General features: G+C 68.2%; 19 protein-coding genes and 1 pseudogene. 4 read left to right on the top strand and 16 right to left on the bottom strand.

What is annotated here, in order from left to right:
* Positions 1-32: 32 nt before the first annotated feature.
* From LH62_RS21780 to LH62_RS21805, 6 genes and pseudogenes are all read right to left on the bottom strand, one after another.
* The gene (locus LH62_RS21780) at positions 33-830 is read right to left on the bottom strand and encodes an ABC transporter ATP-binding protein (RefSeq protein WP_052214801.1); all 798 of its coding nucleotides are present in this window, start codon (positions 828-830) and stop codon (positions 33-35) included.
* Positions 831-836: 6 nt separating this feature from the next.
* The gene (locus LH62_RS21785; RefSeq protein ID WP_043364216.1) at positions 837-2,123 is read right to left on the bottom strand and encodes an ABC transporter substrate-binding protein; all 1,287 of its coding nucleotides are present in this window, start codon (positions 2,121-2,123) and stop codon (positions 837-839) included.
* 14 nt (positions 2,124-2,137) lie between these two features.
* Positions 2,138-3,100: pseudogene (locus LH62_RS21790) on the bottom strand (branched-chain amino acid ABC transporter permease); the annotation flags it as partial.
* 101 nt (positions 3,101-3,201) lie between these two features.
* Positions 3,202-4,095 carry a branched-chain amino acid ABC transporter permease gene (locus LH62_RS21795; protein ID WP_043364220.1) on the bottom strand — a complete coding sequence of 298 codons (894 nt, stop codon included), beginning with the start codon at positions 4,093-4,095 and terminating at the stop codon, positions 3,202-3,204.
* Between the two features lie 4 nt (positions 4,096-4,099).
* Positions 4,100-6,001: an AMP-binding protein gene (locus LH62_RS21800; RefSeq protein WP_043364222.1), complete on the bottom strand. Its 1,902-nt coding sequence runs from the start codon at positions 5,999-6,001 to the stop codon at positions 4,100-4,102.
* Positions 5,998-6,801: an ABC transporter ATP-binding protein gene (locus LH62_RS21805; RefSeq protein WP_043364224.1), complete on the bottom strand. Its 804-nt coding sequence runs from the start codon at positions 6,799-6,801 to the stop codon at positions 5,998-6,000. Before LH62_RS21805 ends, LH62_RS21800 begins: the two co-directional genes overlap by 4 nt.
* Before the next feature lie 170 nt (positions 6,802-6,971).
* Between LH62_RS21805 and LH62_RS21810 the strand changes: the two genes are divergently transcribed.
* The gene (locus tag LH62_RS21810) at positions 6,972-7,571 is read left to right on the top strand and encodes a TetR/AcrR family transcriptional regulator (protein ID WP_043364228.1); all 600 of its coding nucleotides are present in this window, start codon (positions 6,972-6,974) and stop codon (positions 7,569-7,571) included.
* Here LH62_RS21810 and LH62_RS21815 read toward each other — a convergent pair.
* From LH62_RS21815 to LH62_RS21830, 4 genes are read right to left on the bottom strand one after another with little or no spacing between them, the layout of a single operon-like run.
* On the bottom strand, positions 7,568-8,152 hold the full coding sequence (locus LH62_RS21815; protein ID WP_043364230.1) for an amino acid synthesis family protein: 585 nt from the start codon (positions 8,150-8,152) through the stop codon (positions 7,568-7,570). The two genes, LH62_RS21810 and LH62_RS21815, sit on opposite strands and share 4 nt — an antisense overlap.
* Before the next feature lie 4 nt (positions 8,153-8,156).
* Positions 8,157-9,266 carry a radical SAM protein gene (locus LH62_RS21820; RefSeq protein ID WP_052214803.1) on the bottom strand — a complete coding sequence of 370 codons (1,110 nt, stop codon included), beginning with the start codon at positions 9,264-9,266 and terminating at the stop codon, positions 8,157-8,159.
* Positions 9,266-10,264, bottom strand: coding sequence for a lysylphosphatidylglycerol synthase domain-containing protein (locus tag LH62_RS21825; protein WP_052214804.1), 999 nt, complete (start codon positions 10,262-10,264; stop codon positions 9,266-9,268). The genes LH62_RS21820 and LH62_RS21825 overlap by 1 nt, the downstream gene beginning before the upstream one ends.
* On the bottom strand, positions 10,261-11,460 hold the full coding sequence (locus tag LH62_RS21830; protein WP_043364233.1) for an amidohydrolase family protein: 1,200 nt from the start codon (positions 11,458-11,460) through the stop codon (positions 10,261-10,263). The genes LH62_RS21825 and LH62_RS21830 overlap by 4 nt, the downstream gene beginning before the upstream one ends.
* A gap of 82 nt (positions 11,461-11,542) precedes the next feature.
* On the opposite strand from LH62_RS21830, the gene LH62_RS21835 reads away from it, so the two are divergent.
* The 3 genes from LH62_RS21835 (at position 11,543) to LH62_RS21845 (ending at position 14,363) form a co-directional block, all read left to right on the top strand.
* Positions 11,543-11,968 (top strand): MarR family winged helix-turn-helix transcriptional regulator, encoded by a 426-nt coding sequence (locus LH62_RS21835; protein ID WP_043364235.1) that lies wholly within the window; start codon positions 11,543-11,545, stop codon positions 11,966-11,968.
* Positions 11,969-12,033: 65 nt separating this feature from the next.
* Complete coding sequence (locus tag LH62_RS21840; RefSeq protein WP_043364236.1) at positions 12,034-13,518, top strand: 6-hydroxynicotinate reductase; 1,485 nt, start codon at positions 12,034-12,036, stop codon at positions 13,516-13,518.
* Entirely contained in the window at positions 13,503-14,363 is an 861-nt protein-coding gene (locus tag LH62_RS21845) for a hypothetical protein (RefSeq protein WP_043364238.1), read from the top strand. Before LH62_RS21840 ends, LH62_RS21845 begins: the two co-directional genes overlap by 16 nt.
* On the opposite strand, the gene LH62_RS21850 is transcribed toward LH62_RS21845, so the two are convergent.
* The 6 genes from LH62_RS21850 to LH62_RS21875 form a co-directional block, all read right to left on the bottom strand.
* The gene (locus LH62_RS21850) at positions 14,338-15,039 is read right to left on the bottom strand and encodes an ABC transporter ATP-binding protein (RefSeq protein ID WP_043366368.1); all 702 of its coding nucleotides are present in this window, start codon (positions 15,037-15,039) and stop codon (positions 14,338-14,340) included. The genes LH62_RS21845 and LH62_RS21850 overlap by 26 nt on opposite strands.
* A complete protein-coding gene (locus LH62_RS21855) occupies positions 15,039-15,797 on the bottom strand; it encodes an ABC transporter ATP-binding protein (RefSeq protein WP_043364240.1) in 759 nt (252 codons plus the stop codon). Before LH62_RS21855 ends, LH62_RS21850 begins: the two co-directional genes overlap by 1 nt.
* Positions 15,784-17,631, bottom strand: coding sequence for an ABC transporter permease (locus LH62_RS21860; RefSeq protein ID WP_043364243.1), 1,848 nt, complete (start codon positions 17,629-17,631; stop codon positions 15,784-15,786). The genes LH62_RS21855 and LH62_RS21860 overlap by 14 nt, the downstream gene beginning before the upstream one ends.
* An 11-nt stretch (positions 17,632-17,642) precedes the next feature.
* Positions 17,643-18,860, bottom strand: a complete 1,218-nt coding sequence (locus tag LH62_RS21865) for an ABC transporter substrate-binding protein (RefSeq protein WP_043364246.1) — start codon at positions 18,858-18,860, stop codon at positions 17,643-17,645.
* A gap of 153 nt (positions 18,861-19,013) precedes the next feature.
* Entirely contained in the window at positions 19,014-20,159 is a 1,146-nt protein-coding gene (locus LH62_RS21870; RefSeq protein ID WP_043364248.1) for an acyl-CoA dehydrogenase family protein, read from the bottom strand.
* Between the two features lie 6 nt (positions 20,160-20,165).
* Positions 20,166-21,368: an acyl-CoA dehydrogenase family protein gene (locus LH62_RS21875; RefSeq protein ID WP_043364250.1), complete on the bottom strand. Its 1,203-nt coding sequence runs from the start codon at positions 21,366-21,368 to the stop codon at positions 20,166-20,168.
* Positions 21,369-21,374: the final 6 nt, after the last annotated feature.

Here is a 21,374-nt window from a genome sequence, read left to right on the forward strand (position 1 = left end):
GCTGCGGATCTCGAGCGCGTCGAAGAACTTCGCTAGAGCCACCGCTTCCTCCGCTTGTAGCTTTTGAGGTTCTTGAAGCTCTTGCGCTCGGCACCATGGCCGCCGAGGTAGAATTCCTTCACATCCTCATTGCTCGACAGCGCCTCGGCCGTGCCGTCAAGCACGACCTTGCCCTGTTCCAACACATAGGCATAGCCGGCAATGGAAAGGGCCATCCGCGCATTTTGCTCGACCAGCAGGATGGTGATGCCGAGTTCCTCATTCAGCCGGCGAATGATGGCGAAGACTTCCTTCACCAATAGCGGTGAAAGGCCCATCGACGGTTCGTCCATCAGGATCAGCTTCGGCCGTGCCATCAGCGCGCGGCCGATGGCGAGCATCTGCTGCTCGCCGCCCGAGAGGTAGCCGGCAAGGCCGGTCCGCTCACGCAGCCGCGGAAAATACCCATAGACCCGCTCAATATCGGACTTCACCTCGTTGTCGCTGCGGGTGAAGGCGCCCAGGCGGAGATTTTCGAGGCAGGTCATATCGGCGATGATGCGCCGCCCCTCCATCACCTGGAAAATGCCGCGCCGCACGATCATGTGCGGATCGACGCCGTCGATCCGCTCACCGGCAAAACGAATCTCGCCGCGCGTGACCTCGCCCTCCTCCGTCTTCAGAAGGCCGGAGATCGCCTTCAGCGTCGTCGACTTGCCGGCACCGTTGGCGCCGAGCAGGGCAACGATCTTGCCCTGCGGCACCTTCAGCGAAAGGCCGCGCAGCACGAGGATGACGTCATTGTAGACGACCTCGATGTTGTTCACCTCGAGCAGCGGCGCGGCTTCCATGACAGGCTACCAGCCCAGCCAGTCGGCACGGCGATCAAGCGTCACCGTCTTCACCAGCTCCAGCCGCATCGTACCGTTCTGCATCAGCTCGCCGACATTGCCCTGGCTGGTGTCGCCGGTGACACGGGCGCGATAGAGTGCGACGGTCAGCTGGCCGCGATGATCGGCCGGGGTGAAATTGGAAGGCGCGCAGACGCCGTCGAAGCCCTTCGGCACCCAGTTCTGCCGCGCATAGAAGCCGTCGCGGATCCGCTCACCCGTGATCTGGCCGCCATTCGAAGCTGCGGTGTCCATCGCCTCGGCCAGCAGCATGGCGCTGCAGATGCCGGTGAGGTAGTGCACGGGACGATAGGCGGTGCCCGTCTGGTCGGAGATGCGGCTGATCGCTTGCACATTCGCCATGCCAGACGCCTGCTGGCCCCAGACCGCGGCAGTGCGCACCGGGAAGATCACGCCATTCGCCGCGGTGCCAGCAGCCTTCATGGCATTCTCGTCCATACCCCAGACATTGCCCATGAACTGCACGTTCACGCCGGCCGCCTGGCAAGCGCGCAGGACGGAGATGTTGGAGCCCGCCGTATTGCCGAGATAGGCGTAGTTCGCGCCCTGCTGCTTCAGCGTCAGGCACTGCGCCGTGTAGTCGCCCGGCGTAAGGGCGAAGACGATGGCCGGCAGCACATCGAAGCCGAGCTCCGCAGCCAGCGCCTCGCCGGCCGCCTTGGGCGAGTTCGGGTAGGGGTGATTGCCGCCCATATGGACGTATTTCGGCTTGCCCTGCCCGCCCCGCGTCTTCCAGTCCTCCGCCGCCCAGATCAACATCGCGCGCAGCGAGTCGGAATAGGACGGACCGTAGAAGAAGTTGTAGGGCGCCGGCTCGACGCCCTGCCGGCCGGACTTGCCGCCGGCGTCGGTGAGCGCCGCCGAATAGGAGCCGGAGACATAAGGGACGCGGTCGCGGGTGACGAAGCGCACCAATGCCTCGGTATCCGCCGTGCCCCATCCGTTGATGGCGACGACCCGATCGCGGCTCCAGGCCTGATACTGGCTGACGGCGCGCGGCGCCTGATAACCATAGTCGAAGGCAAGGGCGTTCACCTGCCGTCCGGCAACGCCGTTCCGCATGCGGTTGACCCAGGCCCAAGTGTCGTTGACGCCCTGCGCGAAGGGCGTGCCGACATCGCTGGTGGCGCCGGAGAGATCCATCAGATGCCCGACCGGGATCGGCTGCGCCGCGGCCGGCAAGGTCAGCGTCACGGTGGCGGCCAGGCCGAGGATGGTCGTTCTCATTGTCATTCTTGTCCTCCCCATCAGTGCGAATACGGGTAGAGCTTCCAGTAGGATTTGATCAGCCGCCAGCGGCGCGCCAGGCCGTCCGGCTCGAAGATCAGGAAGAGGATGATTGCGGCACCAACCGCCATCTCGCGCAGGAAGGAGATGGAGGCACCGAGCTTCAACGCCCGATCGATCGCGCTGCCCGACAACGCATCCGCCCCCGCCTGAACCACCTCCGGCAGCAGCACCATGAAGGCCGCGCCCATCAGGCTTCCCATCACGCTGCCTAGGCCGCCGATGATGACCATGCCGAGGAATTGGATGGAAAAAAGGATGTTGAAGGCCTCGACGCTGACGAAGAGCAGGTAATGCGCATAGAGCGCACCGCCGATGCCTGCGTAGAAGGAAGCGATGCCGAAGGAGAGCGTGCGGTAATAGGCGAGATTGATGCCCATCACCTCGGCGCTCAGGTAGTGGTCGCGCACGGCAACCAGCGCCCTACCGTCCCGTGTGCGGATCAGGTTGGCGGCGCCGAGATACATCACCACGACATAGGCCAGCACGACGTAGAAGTAGCTCTCCTCGCGGTCCGCCACCCAGTTGCCGAGCGCGAAGGGCTCCGTGATGCGCCCCGCGACGCCGCCGGTGAACCATTGGGCGCGAGCGAAGAAATCCTCGAGGATGAACTGCGCGGCGAGCGTCGCTATGGCCAGATAAAGGCCCTTCAGCCGCCCTGCCGGCGCGCCGAAGACGAGCCCGACCACCGCCGTCATCACCCCGGCGACAGGGATGCAAAGCGCGACCGGGATGTGCCAGCGCTCATGCAGCCAGGCGGAGGCAAAGGCGCCGAAGCCGAAGAAGGCGGCATGGCCGATGCTGATCTGCCCGGTGAAGCCGACCAGGATGTTGAGGCCAAGCGCCGCGATGCCGAGCGTGCCGATATTGATCAGCAGGCCGAGCTCATAGCGCCCCAGCAGGAGGGGCAGCCCGCAGGCGAGAAGCAAGCCGAGCAACAAGGCGCGGCGGCTGTTCCGCGTTGGGAAGATCGTCATGTCCTCCCGGTAACTGCTGCGGTATTCGCCGGCCGGTGCGAGATCCATCAGACGCGCTCGATGTTCTTGGTGCCGAAAAGCCCATAGGGCTTGATCAGCAGAATGACGATGAGGGCGTAGAAGGGCGCGATGGTGACCATGTTGCCCCAGTTGAGCCAGCCGGCATCGAGATATTGCGCCCAGTTCTCCAGCACGCCGACGATCAGCCCGCCGAGGACCGCACCGATGACGCTGTCGAGGCCGCCGAGAATCACCGCCGGGAAGACCTTGATTCCATAAACCGAAAGCGCCGAGGACACGCCGTTCACCACCCCCACCACCACGCCGGCGACGGCCGAGACCACGGCCGAGATCGCCCAGGACATGGCGAAGACCTTCGGCACGGAGATGCCAAGGGATTGCGCCACCTGCTGGTCGAAGGCCGTTGCCCGCATCGCCAGCCCGTGCTTCGAGGCGGTGAAGAACCAGGCGAAGCCCGCCATGATGAGCACGGAGATGCCGAGCGACATGAGATAGGCCGTCTGCACCTCGAGCCCGAGCAGGTTCACCCGCTCCGTGCTGAAGATCGGCGGGAAGGGCTTGGCGAAGACGCCAAAGATCCACTTCATCAATGCCTGGAAGAAGATGCCGAGGCCGATCGTCGCCATGATGACGCTGATGACCGGCTCGCCGATCAACGGCCGCAGCACCACCACCTGCAGGATCATGCCGAAGAGCGTCATGAAGGCGAGGGTGACGAGGAAGCCGGCCCAGAAGGGCAGCTGCCAGTCGGTCAGCAGCCACCAGCAGACCCAGGCGCCGACCAGCAGGAACTCGCCCTGGGCGAAGTTCACCACCTGGCTTGCCTTGTAGATTAGCACGAAGCTCATGGCGACGACGCCATAGAGCGCACCGACGATGAGGCCGTTGAGCGTCAGTTGCAGCAGCAGCGTCCAGTCCATCGCCCTACTCCGCCGCCTGCGCCAGCGCCGGCGCGTCCATCGAGACCACGCGCAGGGTGGTGCGGATGCGCTGCCGCGTGCCGTCCTGGAAAGCAATGGTGGTGTCCACCGGAATCGCTCGTGCGCCGCCATAGAGGGCGGCGATGATGTCGGCGTATTTTTGGTTGATGACGCCGCGGCGAACCTTGCGGGTGCGCGTCAGTTCCTCGTCATCCGCATCTAGCTCCTTGTAGAGCAGCACGAAGTCACAGATGCGCTGCGGCTCCGGCAGGGTGGCGTTCACCCGCGCCACCTCGCCGCGCAGCAGTTCTAGAACCTGGTCGCGGGCCGAGAGGTCGGTATAGGTGGTGAAGGCGATGCGGTTGCGCTCGGCCCATTTGGAGACGATGGGAAAGCGGATGCAGATCATCGCCGCCAGATGTGGCCGCCCGTCGCCAAGCACCACGGCTTCCGCGACATAGGGACTGAATTTCAGCTTGTTCTCAATATATTGCGGGCTGAAGCGGTCACCGCGGCTGGTGGTGGCGATGTCCTTGATGCGGTCGATCACCACCAGATGGCCGGCCTTGTCGAAGAAGCCGGCATCGCCGGTATGCATCCATCCATCGCGCACATCGCCCGGCTCGCCCTGGCCGAGATAGCCGCAGAACATGTTCGGATGGCGGGTGACGATCTCGCCCACGCCGTTATGGTCCGGCTGGTCGATGCGGATCTCGACGCTGTCGTCGAAGGGCACACCGACCGTATCGAAGTTCACGTCCGTCGCCCGGTGGATGGTATAGGCGCCCAGCAGCTCGGTCTGACCATAAAGCTGGCGCAGCGGCACGCCCATGGCGAGGAAGAAGCGGAAGGTGTCCGGCCCAAGTGCCGCACCGCCGGTCGCCGCCGATCGTAGGTTGCTGAAGCCGAGCCGGTCGCGCAGCGCGCGGAACAGCAGCTGGTTGGCGAGCGACGAGCGCTTGCCCCCGTCGAGCGCCGCCAGCCCACGCTTCATGCCAAGCTCGAACAGGCGGCGCTTCAGCGGCGAGGCATCCATCACCCGCGCCCGCACATCGGCGGCGACCTGCTCCCAGAGACGCGGGGCGAAGAGGACGAAGGTCGGGCCGATCTCGCGGAAATCGGCCATCATCGTTTCCGGCTCCTCGACGAAGTTCACCTTCATCCGGGCCAGCAGGCCGAAGCCGAGCACGTAGATCTGCTCCATGATCCATGGCAGCGGCAGGACGGAGACATACTCGTCATCCGGCCCCTTCGGGTCTGCGGCGATATAGGAGGCGCAGTGGCGGATCAGCGCACCGCCTTGCAGCATGGCCAGCTTTGGCCGCGCGGTCGTGCCTGAGGTGGTGCAGAGGATGGCCACGTCCTCGCCCCGCGTCGCGGCGACCATTGCGGCATAGGCTTCGGCGTCCGCAGCATGCGACGCCTCGCCGCGTTGCACGAGCTCCTCGATCGGCATGAGGCGCGGATCGGCGTGCTTCCGCATGCCGCGCGGGTCCATGTAGAAGATGTGGCGCAGCGCCGGCGCCCGACCCTCGAGGTTGAGCAGCTTGTCGACCTGCTCTTCATCCTCAGCAATCACCGCCGCGGCGGCGCTATGCTCCAGCAGGTAGGCAACCTCGTCGTCAAGCGCGTCGCGGTAGATGCCGAGCGAGCGGGCGCCGATCGCATGCGCAGCGACCTCGCCCATCACCCAGTCCGGCCGGTTGTCGCCGATCAGGCCGATGACATCGCCGGTGCCGAGGCCAAGCGCACGCAGGCCGAGCGCGATGCTCCGCGTCCGCGTCTCCACTTCGGCCCAGGTGAGGCTGCGCCAGATGCCAAGATGCTTCTCGCGCATCGCCACCTCCCGCCCCGCCACTGCAGCGTTGCGGGAGAGCAGCTTCGGCAGGGTATCGACCTCGCTCATGGCGCGAGCGCCTCTTCCGGCTCGCTCACCACCTCATCCGCCTCGCCAAGATAGGCGCGCCGCACATGCGGATCGGCCAGCACCTCCTGCGGCGAGCCCTCGGCGATCTTCTTGCCGAAGTCGAGGACCATGACGCGGTGGGAGATGTCCATCACCACGCCCATGTCGTGCTCGATCATCAGCACGGTCATGCCCCATTCCTCGTTGAGGTCGAGGATGTAGCGGGCCATGTCCTCCTTCTCCTCGAGGTTCATTCCGGCCATTGGCTCGTCGAGGAGGATCAGCTTCGGGCGCAGCGCGATGGCGCGGGCCAGTTCCACCCGCTTGCGCAAGCCGTAGGAGAGCGTGCCGGCCGGTGCCTTCCGCACATGCTGGATCTCGAGGAAGTCGATAATCTCCTCGACCTCGCGCCGATGTGCGATTTCCTCGCGCTGCGCCCCGCCCAGCCAATAGGGCATGCCGGTGAGGAAGCCATGCCGCATCAGATGGTGGCGGCCGACCATGATGTTGTCGAGCACGCTCATATGGCCGAACAGCGCCAAGTTCTGGAAGGTCCGGCCGATGCCGATGGCGGCGCGCTTGCGCGTCGGCAGGCGGGTGATGTCGGCGCCGTCGAAGCGGATGCGTCCGGAGGTCGGGCGGTAGCGGCCGGAAACGCAATTGACCATGGAAGTCTTGCCGGCGCCATTCGGGCCGATGATCGAGAAGACCTCGCCGGCCCTGACTTCGAAGGAGACGTCGGTGAGAGCCCGCACGCCGCCGAAGCGAAGCGTAACGCCCTCGGCGGCGAGGATCGCCATGCCGGGCTCAGCCATGATTCAGGCGATGAGGCGCAGTTGCGGCCACGATCGGTCCCTCCCCGGCGGGATTATGGTCCCCGCTCCTAAACGAACATATGTTCGTTTTCAGGTTGACCGCAAGAGGTTTCCGAAGCCAGCCTGCACCCCGACTAGGGGAGACGTCCAGCACGATGGCCCGCATCACGGGATCCAGTGGCGAGCGCACGGCGGCGGCCATTCGCCAGGCCGCGCTGCGGCTGATCCACGAGCAGGGCTTCGCCGCCATGAACCTGCGCGAACTGGCGGCTGCAGTGGGCATCAGCCCAGCTTCGCTCTACAACCATATGACGACCAAACAGAGCCTGCTCTTCGACCTGATGTTGGAGCACATGACGGCACTGCTGGAGCAGACGGATGCCGCCCTCGCCGCCGCCGGGCCGGAACCGCTGGCTCGGCTGGAAGCCTTCATCGGCCACCATGTGCTCTACCACCTCGAGCGCAAGCGCGAGGTCTACATCGCCAATTTCGAGTTGCGCGCCCTTAATCCTGCCAATGCGATGCAGATCGTCGGCATGCGGCACGAGTATGAGGCACGGCTGATCGGGCTGCTGAAGGACGCGGCCGCAGCCGGCCTGCTTCGCCTCGGCGATGCACGGATCACCGCCTTCGCCATGCTCGCCATGCTGACCGGCGTCTGCACCTGGTACCGCCCCGACGGGAGGCTGTCCCCTGCGGAACTCGTCGCGCTGCACACCCGCCTGGCGCTGGAGGGCGTGCTCCGCCGCGACTAGCGCAGACCGTCCTTGCCGACGACCTCCGCCGTGGTCAGCCCGCCGATGCGGGGCAGCGGGCGGCCGCCATCGGTCAGCGCCAGGCAGAGCAGGATCTCCCCCGCCCGCGGCGCATCCGTCACCCGCGCCTCGATGGCGTCGAAATGGCTGCGGACGAAGGCGGCGTCTTTGTGGCCGAGCGGGACGTCGACCGGGGTGCCTGGCCCACCCGCCTTCTTGGCCGAGGGGATCAGCGCCGGTCCCTTTCCGAGCGCGGCCCTGACCGGCGCGCCCATCTTCGGGTGCAGCAGGGCGGCGGCATGCTCGAGTTCGCCTGCCTCACCCACGACGGCGGCCTTGCCGAAGCTCTCCACCTGCTCGCCCGGAATGCCGAGAGCGGCAATGGCGCGCTCGGCCAGCAATGCACCGAGCGCCTCGCCCTGGGCGACCAGTTCGGAAAGATCCTCCATGTAACGGCCGGCAAAAGGGTTCTCGATGACGGCGCAGGCGACGGCGCGGCGGATCGGCCGGGGCAGGTCGCGCCCCATCTCCCGCCGCGTCTCGTCCAGCAGCACCACGAGCTTCCGGATCACCGCCGCCATTGCCTCAGGCCCTTCCCGCCAGATTGGCCAGCCGCGCGCCATGGCCGATGACGGCGCCGAGCGAGCCGAGATTGCGCCGGTCCGCCAGGGCCGCGACGGCAGCCAGCGGTCGCCCTTCCTTCAGGCGCGCGAAGGAGTCGCCGATGGAGACCGAGAAGTGCAGCATGATGCTGGCGTCGCGGTAGCAATCGGTGGTGCAGGCCTGGCAGCCGTCGCGCATCACCTTGTCCGGGGTGAAGTCCCAGACCGAGGAGAGTGGCTCCTTCCAGTCCTCACAGCGCCAGAGGTCGTAATTCCAGTCCAGGTAGAAATACTTGTAGCCGGCATGGCAGATGAAGCGCTCGCCCTGGCCGGTCAAGCGGCGGCGCATGTCGGCGATGGCGGCGCGCGGGTTGTGCACCGGGATTACGCCACGAGCCTGCTCGACCCCGTCGAAAGCCGCCAGCAGCTCCGCCTGCGACATGTCCACCAGCTCGCTGTCCTCGGAATAGACGAGGGAGGAGGAGCCGAGCGCCGCCTTGCGCGGGTAGGAGAAGGTGACGGCGGAGAAGCCGAGCTCCTTCAGGAAGCGGCCGAGCGCCGCGTAGTCCTTCACCAGCCGGGTCATGGCGACGCTGGCGATCGGCGTCACCCCCTTGGCGGCGAGGCGGGTATTCGCCTCCTTGATGCGGGCGCAGACGCCCTTCAGCCCGCGATTCTCCTCATGCAGATGCGCGTGCTCGCTATCGATGGAGATGAACAGGGTGGTGATGCCGGCGGCCGCGAGGTCATCCACCTTGGGCGGCAGCAGCCAGCCATTGGTGACGAGGGTCGGCTGCGTGCCCTGCGCCGTCGCCTCGCGCGCCATGTCCAGGATTTTCGGATGCAGCAGCGGCTCGCCACCCATGAAGGTGACGAAGCGCACATTCGCCTGCTCGCGCAGCCGGGTGAGCGCGGCCGGGAAGCGCTCGGCATCCAGCCAGCTGCGGTGCTTCACGAAGCCCTTGTTGTGGGCGAAATTGCAGAAGTCGCAGGTGGCGTTGCACATATTGGTGACGGAGACGTTGCAGATCGCCGGCCCCCCGCGCGGCACCAGCCGCAGCAGGTCGAACACCCCCGATGTCTTGCTCGCCATCACCCATCCCTCGGTTCAGCCGGACGCATAGACCCGCTTTCCGCCCGCTGCCAAGCGATAAGGCCAGGTAGGCTCAGGCAGACCTCCCGCGCTCGCCGCACCAGGGCCACGGCGAGGGCCGCTGCGGCCGGCACGCCGACCAGCGCCGCGGCGCCGATGATCGCCCCCTCCTGCACCGCCAGCGCCCCCGGCAGCATGAAGCCGACATTCCGCAGCGCCTGGGCCAGGCTCTCGATCACCAGCGCATCCGCGAGCGTGATGGGGTGGCCCAGCAGCCAAAGGACGCCCGCGATCTCCACCGCCCCGAGCAGCCAGGAGACCGTATGCCAGAGGGTCGCCATCGCCAGCCGCGGCCAGTCCGCATGCAATTCAAGGATCGCCCCCTGCAACCCCCGCACCCAGCCGGGGTCGATGGCCGGCCAGCGCCGGGCGAGCCGCCCGAGGCCGCGTTCCAGCAGGGTCAGCGGCAGCCGGCGCTGGAACAGCACCATGGCCCCTGCCCCGGCCAGCGCGATCCCGAAGCCGGCCGCAGCGAAGCCGAGCAGCCCCGGCCCATCCCCGACGCCCAGCAGCAGCGCGACACCGGCCAGTGTGAAGAAGAGCTGCGAGACGGCTTCCAGCGTCAGGTCAACGGTCGCCGTCGCCCCCGCCATCTGGCTGGAGACCCCGTGCCGCGCGAGCAGCCGTGCCGCCGCCGCCTGACCGACCAGCGCCCCGGCCGGCACCAGGGCGTTGGCCGATTCCCGGTACCAGCGGAGCTGCGCCATCACCATGAAGGGCGGCCGCGCCGCGGGCGGCAACAGCGCTCGCCAGGCCGCCGCCGTCAGCAGGATCTGCGGAACATGCACCGCGGCCGAGATGCCGACCGCCGCCGGCAGATCCGCCAGCACCACCCCGAGCCCCGGTAGCTCGCCCGCATTAAGGGCAATCACCGCCCCCAGCGCCAGCAGGCCGAAGACCAGCCCGTTGCGGAGGCCCTGGCGCCAGCCGGGGATCAATGCCCGAGCGTCTCCGGCACCCGCTCGGCCGGCGGGGTATTGCGGCTGCGGCCGCAGCGCATCGCCCCGTCGATCATGACGCCGCCGATGCCGGGGATGTCGCCGAGCGCCACGCTGTGCAACAGGTCCCGCCCCGCCGTGTGCTGCGCCCGGTCGAGGAAGACGAGGTCGGCCGCCCGCCCTGGCTCGATCAGCCCGGCATCGAGGTTGCGGATGCGCGCCGTGTTGCCCGTCGCCATGGCGAAGGCCTGCTCTGCCTTGATCCCGCCCAGCGAGGACAACAGCGAGATCATCCGCAGGATGCCGAGCGGCTGCACGCCCGAGCCCGCCGGGCTGTCCGTGCCGAGGATGACGCGATGCAGCTGGCCGAGGTCGCGCGCCGCCTGCACCGCGGCGATCGCCACCCGCTCGTTGCCATTATGAACGAGCTCGATGGCTCGGCTGCTGCGCTCGCAAAGCTCGCAGACATGCGCCTCCGGCAGGCTGGTATGCCCGCCATTGATATGGCCGATGATGTCGGCATCCGCCTCCAGCACCGTGTCCTTGTCGATCAGCCCGCTGCCGGGGATGGAGGGGCCGCCGGTATGGATGGTGCTCTGGATGCCGTGCTTGCGCGCCCAGGCCACCATCTCACGCGCTTCGTAGCCGGCCTTGACCGAGCCGAGGCCGACCTCGCCCAGCAAGGTCACGCCGGCGGCGGCGAGTTCGGCGAAGTCGCTTTCGACCATGCCCTTCTCCAGCACCGGCGCGCCGGCCAGCACCTTCACACCGGCCGGGCGGGCGTTGAAGAAGGCGCGCTGGGCGGTGATCGCCAGCGCCTTCAGCCCTACGATGTCCTTCGGCCGGCCAGGCAGGTGCACCTCGCCGGCCGAGATCATGGTGGTGACGCCGCCATGCAGGTTGCTCTCGATCCAACCCATCTGGTTCTGCCGCGGCGTCCAATCGCCGATCACCGGATGGACATGGCTGTCGACCAAGCCGGGCGCCACGGCGCAGCCATGCGCGTCGATGACGCTGTCGGCCGGGCCGCGGTCGGCCAGTTCCCCGGCCCGGCCGACGGCCACGATCCTGCCGTCCTCGATCAGGATGGCATCGGCTTCGAGCACCGGGTTGGCGAGGTCGCCCGAGAGCAGCAGCCCGATATTCCGCACCAGGATGCGGCCCCGTGCCGGACCCGACGCCTGTTCCACCGCCATGGCCTGATCCCCCATGCCCTCGCGCCACTCTAGCCCCGGCTCATTCGTAAGCCTAGAAACGAAATGCGACGCGGAGGCGAGGATGGAGGAGCCGGAGGACTATGTCCTGGAGGAGCAGGTGGGCCACCTGCTGCGCCGGGCCTATCAGCGCCACCTCGCCCTGTTCCAGGGGATCATGGGGGAGGATGGGCCGACTTCCATGCAATTCGCCGCCCTCCATGTGCTGTGGCGGCGCGGCCCGCTTTCGCAGAACCTGCTCGGGCGGTCGCTGGCGATGGATCCGCCGACGGTGAAGGGTGTTGTCGCCCGGCTGATGGCCCGCGGCCTGGTGGTGCGGGAGCGCGACCCCTCCGATGCCCGGATGCTGCTGGTGGTGCTGACGCCGACGGCGCAGGCGGCCCTGCCGGGTTGGGTGGAGAAGGCCAAGGCAGTGTCCGCCGCCACCCTCGCGCCGCTGCCGCGGGACGAGCAGACGCGGCTCGGCGCCATCCTCCGGCGGATGGGATGATTTCCGTTGTGGCAGGATGGCGGGACTGGCAAACTCGTTAGCGACACAACGACTGGCCCGGCCCGATGAGCACCGACCGCACCGCCCTCTTCGGCGCCCGCGAAGGCAATGAGGGCATCGTCCGCTGCGACGCCTGCCCCGTGCTCTGCCGCATCCGCCCCGGCCGCAGCGGCGCCTGCAGCCGCTACGCCAACCAGGACGGCGCCCTGGTCCGCACCGACCCGCTGGTGCTGATGCAGCGCACGGTGGACGCCGGGGGCGAGACGGTACCCTTTCTCGAAGGCTCGGAGGACTGGGCCGGCGGGCTCGCGCCGCGGGAAGACGTCTTCGTCTCCGCCATCGGCGCCGGGACGACCTATCCGGACTACAAGCCGGCCCCCTTCATCGTCGGCTCACGCCATGCCGGGGTCGATACCGTCACCGTCGTAACCGAGGGCATTTTCAGCTATTGCGGTCTCAAGGTGAAGATCGACACCGACCGGCATCTCGGTCCGGAGACGGCGGCCGTCCGCGTCGATGCCGAGCAGATCGGCCATGTCACCACCGCCGAATACGGCAGCCAGATGCTGAGCCTCGGCGGCGTGCGGCACCTGACCGGCGGCTCCAAGCGCGAGGGCAATGTCACCTGCGCGGCCATGCTGGCGCTTTGCAACAAGCAGGCGGTTGAGGTCTCGATAGACGGTGGGGTGACGCTGGTGCTGCAGGCCGGGCAGGCACCCATCGTCGACGGCGTGCCGGAGCGGCGCATGCGGGTCGGCTGCGGCAGCGCCGCCATCGGCATCTTCGCCCAGCAATGGCACGGGCATGTGGACGAGGTGATCGTGGTCGACGACCACATCACCGGCGTGCTCTCCGAGCACCAAGCCGGGAAATGCCTCGACGTGCCGCCCACGGGCATCCGCGTCCGCGGCAGGCGCTCGACGCCGGGGCGCTACTTCCAGGTGGCGCATCCGGGCGACGGCTGGGGCGGGACCGACATCAAGGACCCACTCGCCGTCATCGAGAGCATCGACCCGAAGACCGCATGGCCCGGCCTCCGCCTGCTGCTGACCAGCACGACGGGCGAGGACCACCTCTATGTCGAGCTCGACGAGGCGCTGCGCCCGGTCCCGGTGCCGACGCCGCCCGCCGTGCTGAAGACCGTGGAGCGCATCGGCGAAAATTGCGAGCCGGCGATGACCTCCATCCTGTTCATGGCCGGCGCCGGCGGCTCGCTCCGGGCAGGCGTCACCGAGAATCCCGTGCTGCTGACGCGGGAGGTGCAGCGCTCCCTCGTCCGCGTCACCATCGGCGGGGCGCCCTGCACGCTCTGGCCGGGTGGCGGCATCACGGTGATGGCCGATGTGCTGCGGGTGCCGGACGGGGCCTTCGGCTATGTGCCGACGCCGGCCCTCGTCGCACCGATGGAGTTCACCCTGCGCGCCGATCTCTATGCCCGGCTCGGTGGGCATGTGGACCATGCGGTGCCGCTGGAGCAACTCCTCGCCGAGTACGGCAGCACCGCCCGGCAGGAAGCCTGGATCGACAGGAATCCATGGCCGGCGCCCTAGCCACCCCTCGCCCCGATGGCCGGCTGCACCTTCAGGAAGGCCCGATCGACCTGGTGATCGGCTTCGAGGGCACGCGCGCTGCCATCGCCGAGGCCGCAGCCCGGGCCACCGCCGCCTTCGGGGGGCTGCTCGCCGGGCTGGTTGCGGAACTGCCGCTGCTGCGCTCCCCTGTGGGCGCCGATCGCCCCGGTGTCGGCGGGCCCGTTGCCCGGCGGATGGCGGAGGCTGTCTGGCCTTTCCGCACCGGCTTCATCACGCCCATGGCGGCCGTCGCGGGGGCGGTGGCGGAGGAGGTTCTGGCGGCGCTGGCCGCCACGCCCGGCCTCACCGCCGCGCATGTCAACAACGGGGGCGACATCGCGCTTTTCCTCGCCCCGGGCGCCAGCCTGCGGGTCGGCGTCGTCCCACACCTCGCCCGCGCCGTGCCGGAGGCGCTGATCCGCATCCGCGCCGAGGACCGGGTACGCGGCATCGCCACCAGCGGCTGGCCAGGGCGAAGCTTCTCGCTCGGCATCGCCGATGCGGTCACGGTGCTGGCGCGCGGGGCGGCGGCGGCCGATGCCGCGGCGACCGTCATCGCCAATGCGGTGGATGCCGACCATCCGGCCATCCGCCGCGCCCCGGCCGCCTCGCTCGACCCCGACAGCGACCTCGGCGGGCGGCTGGTGACGATCTCTGTCGGCCCGTTGCCCGCGGAGGTGGCCGAGGCGGCGCTCGACGCCGGCGAGGCACGGGCGGAGGCGTTGCTCTCCGCCGGGCTGATCGAGGGTGCCGCGCTGGTACTGGGCGAGGCCGTGCGCGTCGTCGGCGCAGGGGGGCTCATACGGACAGATACTGTTCCCTGACCTCATCCGCTTCCAGCAGCGCAGCAATGCTGCCACTCCAGCGGATCCGACCCTTCTCGATGATGGTCGCCCGGTCGCTGACGAGTTGCGCGAAATGCAGGTTCTGCTCGGAAAGCAGGATGGACAGCCCTTCCGCCTTCAGCGCCCGGATCGCCTCCGCCATGCGCTCGATGACTACGGGAGCGAGGCCCTCGCTTGGCTCGTCGAGCAGGATCAACCGCGGATTGCCCATCAACGTGCGGGCGATGGTGAGCATCTGCTGCTCGCCGCCGCTCATCCGCCCGCCCGGCCGGTCCTGCATGGCGCCGAGGCTCGGGAAGAGGGCGAAGAGCCGCTCGGGTGTCCAGGGCCGCAGCCCCGCCGTCGCCGGCCGCCGTCCCACATCGAGATTTTCCATCACCGAGAGGCCGGTGAAGATGCGGCGCTCCTCCGGCACATAGCCGAGGCCGAGGCGGGCGATCTCAAAGGGTTCCCGCCCGGCGATCTCGGTGCCGGCGAAGCGCACGCTGCCGGCGGCAGGCGGGACGAGGCCCATGATCGCCTTCATCGTCGTGCTCTTGCCCGCGCCGTTGCGGCCGAGCAGCACCACCACCTCGCCCGCGCCGACCTCGAGCGCCACGTCGTCGAGGATGTGGGCGCGGCCGTAATAGGCGGAAAGCCCGGTGACCTGCAGCATCAATGTGCCCCCGTCACCGCGCCGGAGCCGAGATAGACCTCCCGCACCCTGGGGTCGGCTCGGACCGCGGCCGGCGCTCCCTCGGCAATCAGCCGCCCGCGATCCAGCACCAGGATGCGGTTGGCATGGCCGAAGACCACGTCCATGTCATGCTCGGTGAAAAGCACGGCGATGCCGCTCTCCCGCGCGATCTGCGCCGTCAGTGCCATCAACGAGACGCGCTCCTGCGGCGCCATCCCCGCCGTTGGCTCGTCCATCAGCAGCAGCTTCGGCTCGTTGGCCAGCGCGATGGCGAGTTCCACCCGCTTCAGGTCGCCATAGGCGAGGATGCCGCAGGGCCGCCCCGCCTGGTCCGCCATGCCGAGGCGTTCCAGAAGCGCCCGCGCCGGTGCTGCCTCCATCCCAGCGACGGGCCGCCACAGCCCGCCCAGCCGCCGGTGATGCGAGAGCAGCGCCATCTGCACGTTCTCCAGCACCGTCATGGAGCCGAAGGTCGCGGTGATCTGGAAGGTCCGGCCAACACCCAGCCGCCAGACCTGCCGCGGCGCCAGCCCGGTGATGTCCTGCCCCAGCAGCCGCACCGAGCCGGCATCCGGCTTCAGCTGTCCGTTCAGCATGTTGAAGCAGGTGGACTTGCCTGCGCCGTTCGGCCCGATCAGCGCCAGCATCTCGCCGGGCCCGACAGCGAAGGAGACGTCCTGCACGGCGCGCACGCCGCCGAAGTTCTTCTCCAGCCCCTGGACCTCAAGCGTCGCCATGGCGGGCCTCCCAGCGCGCCCGGACAGCCCCGGCCAGCCCCTGCGGGAAGAACAGCACCAGCGCCACGATGACAACGCCGAGGATCAGCCGCCACAGATCTGTCAGCCGCACCAGCTGCTCCTGCAGCCCGGTAAAGGCGAGCGCGCCGATGATCGGCCCCGAGAGCGTTTGCACCCCGCCAAGCAGCACCATCAGCAGCGCATCCACGCTGCGGGGAATGCCCATGAAGGTCGGGAAGACGCTTCCCTTGCCATAGGCGAAGAGTCCGCCCGCAATCCCCGCCGCCGCCGCCGCCAGGGCGAAGCCAAGCCAGCGGGTGCGGAAGGCGTCGATGCCGATCGCTTCGGCGCGCAAGGCGCTGTCCCGCTGCGCCCGCAGCGCATAGCCGAAGGGCGCATGGACAACACGCCGCAGCAGCAAGGTGGCGCCAATGCAGAGAGCGAGGGCAAGATAGTAGAAGACGAGCTTCGGCGCGGCCCAGGCATCCGGCCAGACGCCGAGGATTCCGTTGTCGCCACCGGTTACTTCAACCCACTGGAAGGCAACCGACCAGGCGATCTGGGCGAAGGCAAGGGTCAGCATCGCCGCATAGACGCCGGAAAGGCGCACGCAGAAATAGCCGAAGACCAAGCCGAACACGCCCGCCGCCACCGGCGCCAGCGCCAGCCCGGCCAGCATCGGCGCGCCAAGCCACTGCGCCGCCAGCGCCGCCCCATAGGCGCCGAGGCCGAAATAGGCTGCATGGCCGAAGCTCGCCATGCCGCCGGGCCCCATGATGAGATGCAGGCTCGCGGCGAAGAGAACGGCGGTGGCGAGCTCCGTCAGCACCGAGATCGCATAGTCGCCGAGAAAGGGCGGCACGACGACCGCCAGGGCCAGCACGGCCAGCGCCAGCCAGCGCAAGGCTGCGGGTGCAGGGCCGATCATTGGCTCGGCGCTCCCCTGCCCGCCCCGCGCCGCCACCTCCGGCTTGCCAAGCAGCCCATGCGGCCGCACCACCAGAACCAGCGCCATGACGAGGAAGACAAGCACCAGCGTGATCTTCGGCACGATGAGGATGCCGAAGGCATGCAGCTCGCCGATCAGCAGCGCCGCCAGCGCCGCGCCCGTCAGGCTGCCAAGTCCGCCCACCACCACCACCACGAAGGCTTCGGTGATGATGGAGAGATCCATGTGCAGGTTGACGCTTTCGCGCGGCAGCTGCAGCGCCCCACCGAGCCCGGCGAGCAGGCTGCCGAGGAAGAAGACCGAGGTGAAGAGCATCCGCTGGTTCACGCCCAGCGCGCCGACCATCTCCCGGTCCTGCGTCGCCGCGCGCACCAGCGTGCCCCAGCGCGTGCGATGGAAGAGCAGCAGCAGCAGGCCGAGCACCACCGGCCCGACGCCGATCAGGAAAAGCTCGTAGAGCGGGAAGCGCAGGCCGAAGACCTCGGTGCTGCCGCGCAGCCCCGGGGCGCGGGGGCCGAGAAGGTCCTGCGCGCCCCAGACCATCTGCGTCAACTCCTGCACGATCAGCACCACGCCGAAGGTGGCAAGCAGCTGGAACAGCTCCGGCGCGCGGTAGATGCGGCGAAGCAGCAGCACCTCCACCACCAGGCCGATCAGCCCGACCAGCAGCGCCGCACCAAGCACCCCGCCCCAGAAGCCCAGATGGCCGCGTGGCAATTGGGTAACGAAGGTGTAAGCCAGGTAGGCTCCCAGCATGTAGAAGGAGCCATGGGCGAAATTCACCACCCGGCTGACGCCGAAGATGACGGTGAGGCCCGAGGCCACGAGGAAGAGCGAGGAAGCGCTCGCCAGGCCGCTGAGGGCCTGGAGGACCAGGTTCTCCAAGACCGCCTGCGTCAGGCCTGGGGCCGCAGCGTCCGGACGACATCGTCCGAGGGCAGGTAGTCCTTGCCGTCGGCATAGCGCCAGTCGGCCATCGCGCCCTTGCCGTTCTTCAGCACGGTGCGGCCGACGAAGGCGCCCATGGTGGACTGATGGTCGATGGTGCGGAACTGCACAGGCCCGAGCACGGACTGGAATTGCAGACCGGTCATGGCATCGACCAGCGCTTCGGTCTCAAGCGTGGGCGACTTCCTCAGCAGCGCCGCGATCGCCATCACCGTGTCATAGCCGACGACGCTGCCGAGGCGCGGATAGTCGTTCCAGCGGCGGCGATAGGCCTCGCGAAAAGGCGTATGGGCCGGCGTGTCGATCTGCTCCCAGGGATAGCCGGTGACGATCCAGCCTTCCGGCGCCTCGTCGCCGAGCGGGTCGAGATATTCCGGCTCGCCGGTCAGCAAGGAGACGACGCGGCGCCGCTCGAACAGCCCGCGGGTCGAGCCCTGGCGGACGAAATTGGTGAGGTCGGCGCCGAAGGTGACGTTGAAGATTGCCTCCGGATTGGCCGCGGCCAGGGCCTGCACCGTGGCGCCGGCATCGATGCGGCCGAGCGCCGGGAATTGCTCGGCGACGAACTGGACATCCGGCCTGGCGCGGCTCAGCAGCTCCTTGAACCAGCGTACGGCGGACTGACCATACTCGTAGTTCGGTGCGACGGTGGCCCAGCGTTTGACGGGCAGCTTCGCCGCCTCCTCCACCAGCATGGCCGATTGCATGTAGGTGCTGGCGCGGAGACGGAAGGTGTAGCGGTTGCCCTTGCTCCAGACGAGCGCATCGGTCAGCGGCTCGCTGGCGACGAAGAGCTTCTTGTTCTGGTTGGCAAAGTCGCCGAGGGCCAAGCCGACATTGGAAAGGAAGCCGCCCGCCAGCAGCGCGACCTTCTCCGCATTCACCAGCTCGCCAGCCAGGCGGACGGCATCCTCCGGCCGCCCGGCATCGTCGCGGAAGACGGTCTCGATGCGGCGCCCATTAATGCCGCCAGCGGCATTCACCTGCTCCTGCGCCAGCAGCCAGGCATTGCGGTAAGGTTGGAGGAAGGCGGGCTGGGCGGTATAACTGTTGATCTCGCCGATGCGGATGGCCTCGCCCTGCGCCCGGATGCTGCCCGGCGCCGCCAAAGCCGCCATGCCGGCGCCCGCCAGTATCCGGCGGCGCCCGATCACCCGTCCCACCATGCTGCCCCCGGTCCCGCTGCAACTGCGAAGACGATATGGAACCGCACTATCCGTTATCGTGCAAACGATTTTCGATCCGTTGCCCCACTTTAGTGATGGAGGGCCCGGAGCCGGAGCGCGGCACGGCGCTCCGGCCGGGGTGGCGCCGTTCCGTCAGGCCGCCGCCACCAGCCCACCTGTCTCCGAAAGGTCGCGGACGTAGTGGTCGGCATCGCCGAACATCGCGTCGTTCACCGTCAGCCGCTTGAAGTAGTGGCCGGCGGCGTATTCGATGGTCATGGCGATGCCGCCATGCAGCTGGACGCTCTGCTGGCCGACGAAGCGCGCCGAGCGGCCGATTTGCACCTTCACCGCCGCCATTGCCTTGCGCCGCTCCACCGGGTTGCGCTCGGCGGCGGACATGGCGGCGAAGTAGGACATGGAGCGCGACTGCTCCAGCGCCACCAGCATGTCCGCGGCGCGATGCTGCAAGGCCTGGAAGCTGCCGATCGGTCGGCCGAACTGCTGGCGCGTCTTCATGTAGTCGATGGTCATGTCGTGCACCGCCTGCATGGCCCCGACCGCCTCGCCGGCCAGCGCCGCGATGCATTCATCCACCACCTGGTCGACCAGCGGCAGCCCATCCTCCGGGTTGCCGAGCACGGCGACGGCCCGCGCGCCGGAGAGCTCGACCTCGGCGGCCCGCTGGCCATCGACCGTGCGGTAGCCACGCCGCTCCACCCCCGGCCCCTTGGCATCCACGAGGAAGACGCCGATGCCCTTCCGCTCGCGCCGGTCGCCGGCGGTGCGGGCGGTGACGATCAGCCGGTCGGCGCTGTCGCCATGCACCACATAGCCCTTGCGGCCGTTGATGACCCAGCCGTCGCCGTCCTTCTTCGCCGTGGTCGCCACGTCGAATAGGTCGTAGCGCGACTGCCGCTCCACCTGGGCGAAGGCCAGCAGCATCTCGCCCGAGGCAACCTGCGGCACCAGCTCATTGCGCAGCTCCTGCGAGGCACCATGGCGGAGGAAGCCGCCGCCGATGACGACGGTGCTCATCCATGGCTCGAGCGTGATGTACCGCCCGATCTGCTCGGCGACGATTAGGGTCTCGACGGGCCCGCCGCCGAAGCCGCCCTCATCTTCGCCGAAAGGCAGGCCAAGCAGGCCGAGTTCGGCATACTGCGACCAGACCTCGCGGCTCCAGCCATCGGCCGACTTCATGTAGCCCTTGCGCTGCTCGAAGCCGTATTTGTTGCCGAGCAGCCGGGCCACGCTGTCCTGCAGCAGGCGCTGCTCTTCCGTCAGGTCGAAGTCCATGTTCCCTCAGAGCCCCAGGAAGGCTTTGGCCATGATGTTGCGCTGGATCTCGTTCGATCCGCCGTAGATGCTCTGCTTGCGCCAGTTGAAGTAGACGCCGGCTAGGCCGAACGCCCAGTCGGGCGCGACATCCACCTCGTTGCTGCCGTCCTCCTCGTCCGGGTCGCCATCCGCCCAGGCATAGGGACCGGCCGCCTTCATCAGCAGCTCGGAGCACATTTGCTGGATCTCGGTGCCCTTGATCTTGAGCACCGAGGTCGCCGGATCGGGCTTCTTATCCTTCCGCTTGGACTCGGTGGCGATGACGCGCATGACGGTCATCTCCAGCGCCTTCAACTCGACCTCGATCTCCGTGACCTTGCGGCGGAAGTCAGGGTCCTCCATCAGCGGCCTGCCGCCATCCATGCTCTCCTGCGCGATCACCTTCAGCCGGCGGATGCGCTCGCGCGAGGCGCCGACCCGCGCCTGGCCGAAACGCTCGTTGCCGAGCAGGAATTTCGCGCAGTCCCAGCCGCGGTTCTCCTCACCGACCAGGTTCTCCGCCGGGATCTTCACGTCGTCGAAGAAGACCTCGTTCACCTCGTGCCCGCCCTCGATGGTGATGATCGGGCGGACGGTGATCCCCGGCGTCTTCATGTCGCAGAGCAGGAAGGAGATGCCCTCCTGCTTCTTCGCGGCCGGGTCGGTCCGGACGAGGAGGAAGATCCAGTCGGCATGCTGCGCGAGCGTCGTCCAGGTCTTCTGCCCGTTGACGACGTAGTGGTCGCCCTCGCGCACCGCGCGGGTCTTGAGCCCGGCGAGGTCGGAACCGGCGCCCGGCTCGGAGAAGCCCTGGCACCACCAGTCGTCGAGGTTCAGCATGCGGGGCAGGTACTTCCGCTTCTGCTCCTCGGTGCCGAATTCGATGATGACCGGCCCGCACATGTTGATGTTGAAGCCGAGCGGTGAGGGCGCCGGCGCCTGCTGCAGCTCCTCGCGGAAGATGTAGCGCTGCGCCAGCGTCCAGCCCGGACCGCCTGCCTCCTTCGGCCATTCCGGCGCCGCCCAGCCGCGGGCGTTCAGCTTGCGCTGCCAGTCCACCACCTGCTGCTTGGTAGGCGACCGGCCGGCGACCATGCGTTCGCGCGTCTCGGCCGGCAGTTCCTTGGCGATGAAATCGCGGACTTCCTGGCGGAAGGCGATTTCCTCATCGGTGAAGCGGAGGTCCATCGGGTC

The sequence above is a fragment of the Belnapia sp. F-4-1 genome (genome assembly GCF_000802185.1).
Lineage (GTDB): Bacteria > Pseudomonadota > Alphaproteobacteria > Acetobacterales > Acetobacteraceae > Belnapia.

Bases quoted from the DNA above. Each gene is read 5' to 3' on its own strand.
- LH62_RS21805 (WP_043364224.1), bottom strand. From the start codon at position 6,801: ATGGCGATCCTCGCCGCCGAGGGCGTTACGCTTCGCTTCGGCGGCGTG.
- LH62_RS21810 (WP_043364228.1), top strand. From the start codon at position 6,972: ATGGCCCGCATCACGGGATCCAGTGGCGAGCGCACGGCGGCGGCCATT.
- LH62_RS21835 (WP_043364235.1), top strand. From the start codon at position 11,543: ATGGAGGAGCCGGAGGACTATGTCCTGGAGGAGCAGGTGGGCCACCTG.
- LH62_RS21800 (WP_043364222.1), bottom strand. From the start codon at position 6,001: ATGAGCGAGGTCGATACCCTGCCGAAGCTGCTCTCCCGCAACGCTGCA.
- LH62_RS21815 (WP_043364230.1), bottom strand. From the start codon at position 8,152: ATGGCGGCGGTGATCCGGAAGCTCGTGGTGCTGCTGGACGAGACGCGG.
- LH62_RS21845 (WP_043364238.1), top strand. From the start codon at position 13,503: ATGGCCGGCGCCCTAGCCACCCCTCGCCCCGATGGCCGGCTGCACCTT.
- LH62_RS21820 (WP_052214803.1), bottom strand. From the start codon at position 9,266: ATGGCGAGCAAGACATCGGGGGTGTTCGACCTGCTGCGGCTGGTGCCG.
- LH62_RS21855 (WP_043364240.1), bottom strand. From the start codon at position 15,797: ATGGCGACGCTTGAGGTCCAGGGGCTGGAGAAGAACTTCGGCGGCGTG.
- LH62_RS21795 (WP_043364220.1), bottom strand. From the start codon at position 4,095: ATGGACTGGACGCTGCTGCTGCAACTGACGCTCAACGGCCTCATCGTC.
- LH62_RS21865 (WP_043364246.1), bottom strand. From the start codon at position 18,860: ATGGTGGGACGGGTGATCGGGCGCCGCCGGATACTGGCGGGCGCCGGC.
- LH62_RS21785 (WP_043364216.1), bottom strand. From the start codon at position 2,123: ATGACAATGAGAACGACCATCCTCGGCCTGGCCGCCACCGTGACGCTG.
- LH62_RS21875 (WP_043364250.1), bottom strand. From the start codon at position 21,368: ATGGACCTCCGCTTCACCGATGAGGAAATCGCCTTCCGCCAGGAAGTC.
- LH62_RS21850 (WP_043366368.1), bottom strand. From the start codon at position 15,039: ATGCTGCAGGTCACCGGGCTTTCCGCCTATTACGGCCGCGCCCACATC.
- LH62_RS21870 (WP_043364248.1), bottom strand. From the start codon at position 20,159: ATGGACTTCGACCTGACGGAAGAGCAGCGCCTGCTGCAGGACAGCGTG.
- LH62_RS21780 (WP_052214801.1), bottom strand. From the start codon at position 830: ATGGAAGCCGCGCCGCTGCTCGAGGTGAACAACATCGAGGTCGTCTAC.
- LH62_RS21830 (WP_043364233.1), bottom strand. From the start codon at position 11,460: ATGGCGGTGGAACAGGCGTCGGGTCCGGCACGGGGCCGCATCCTGGTG.
- LH62_RS21840 (WP_043364236.1), top strand. From the start codon at position 12,034: ATGAGCACCGACCGCACCGCCCTCTTCGGCGCCCGCGAAGGCAATGAG.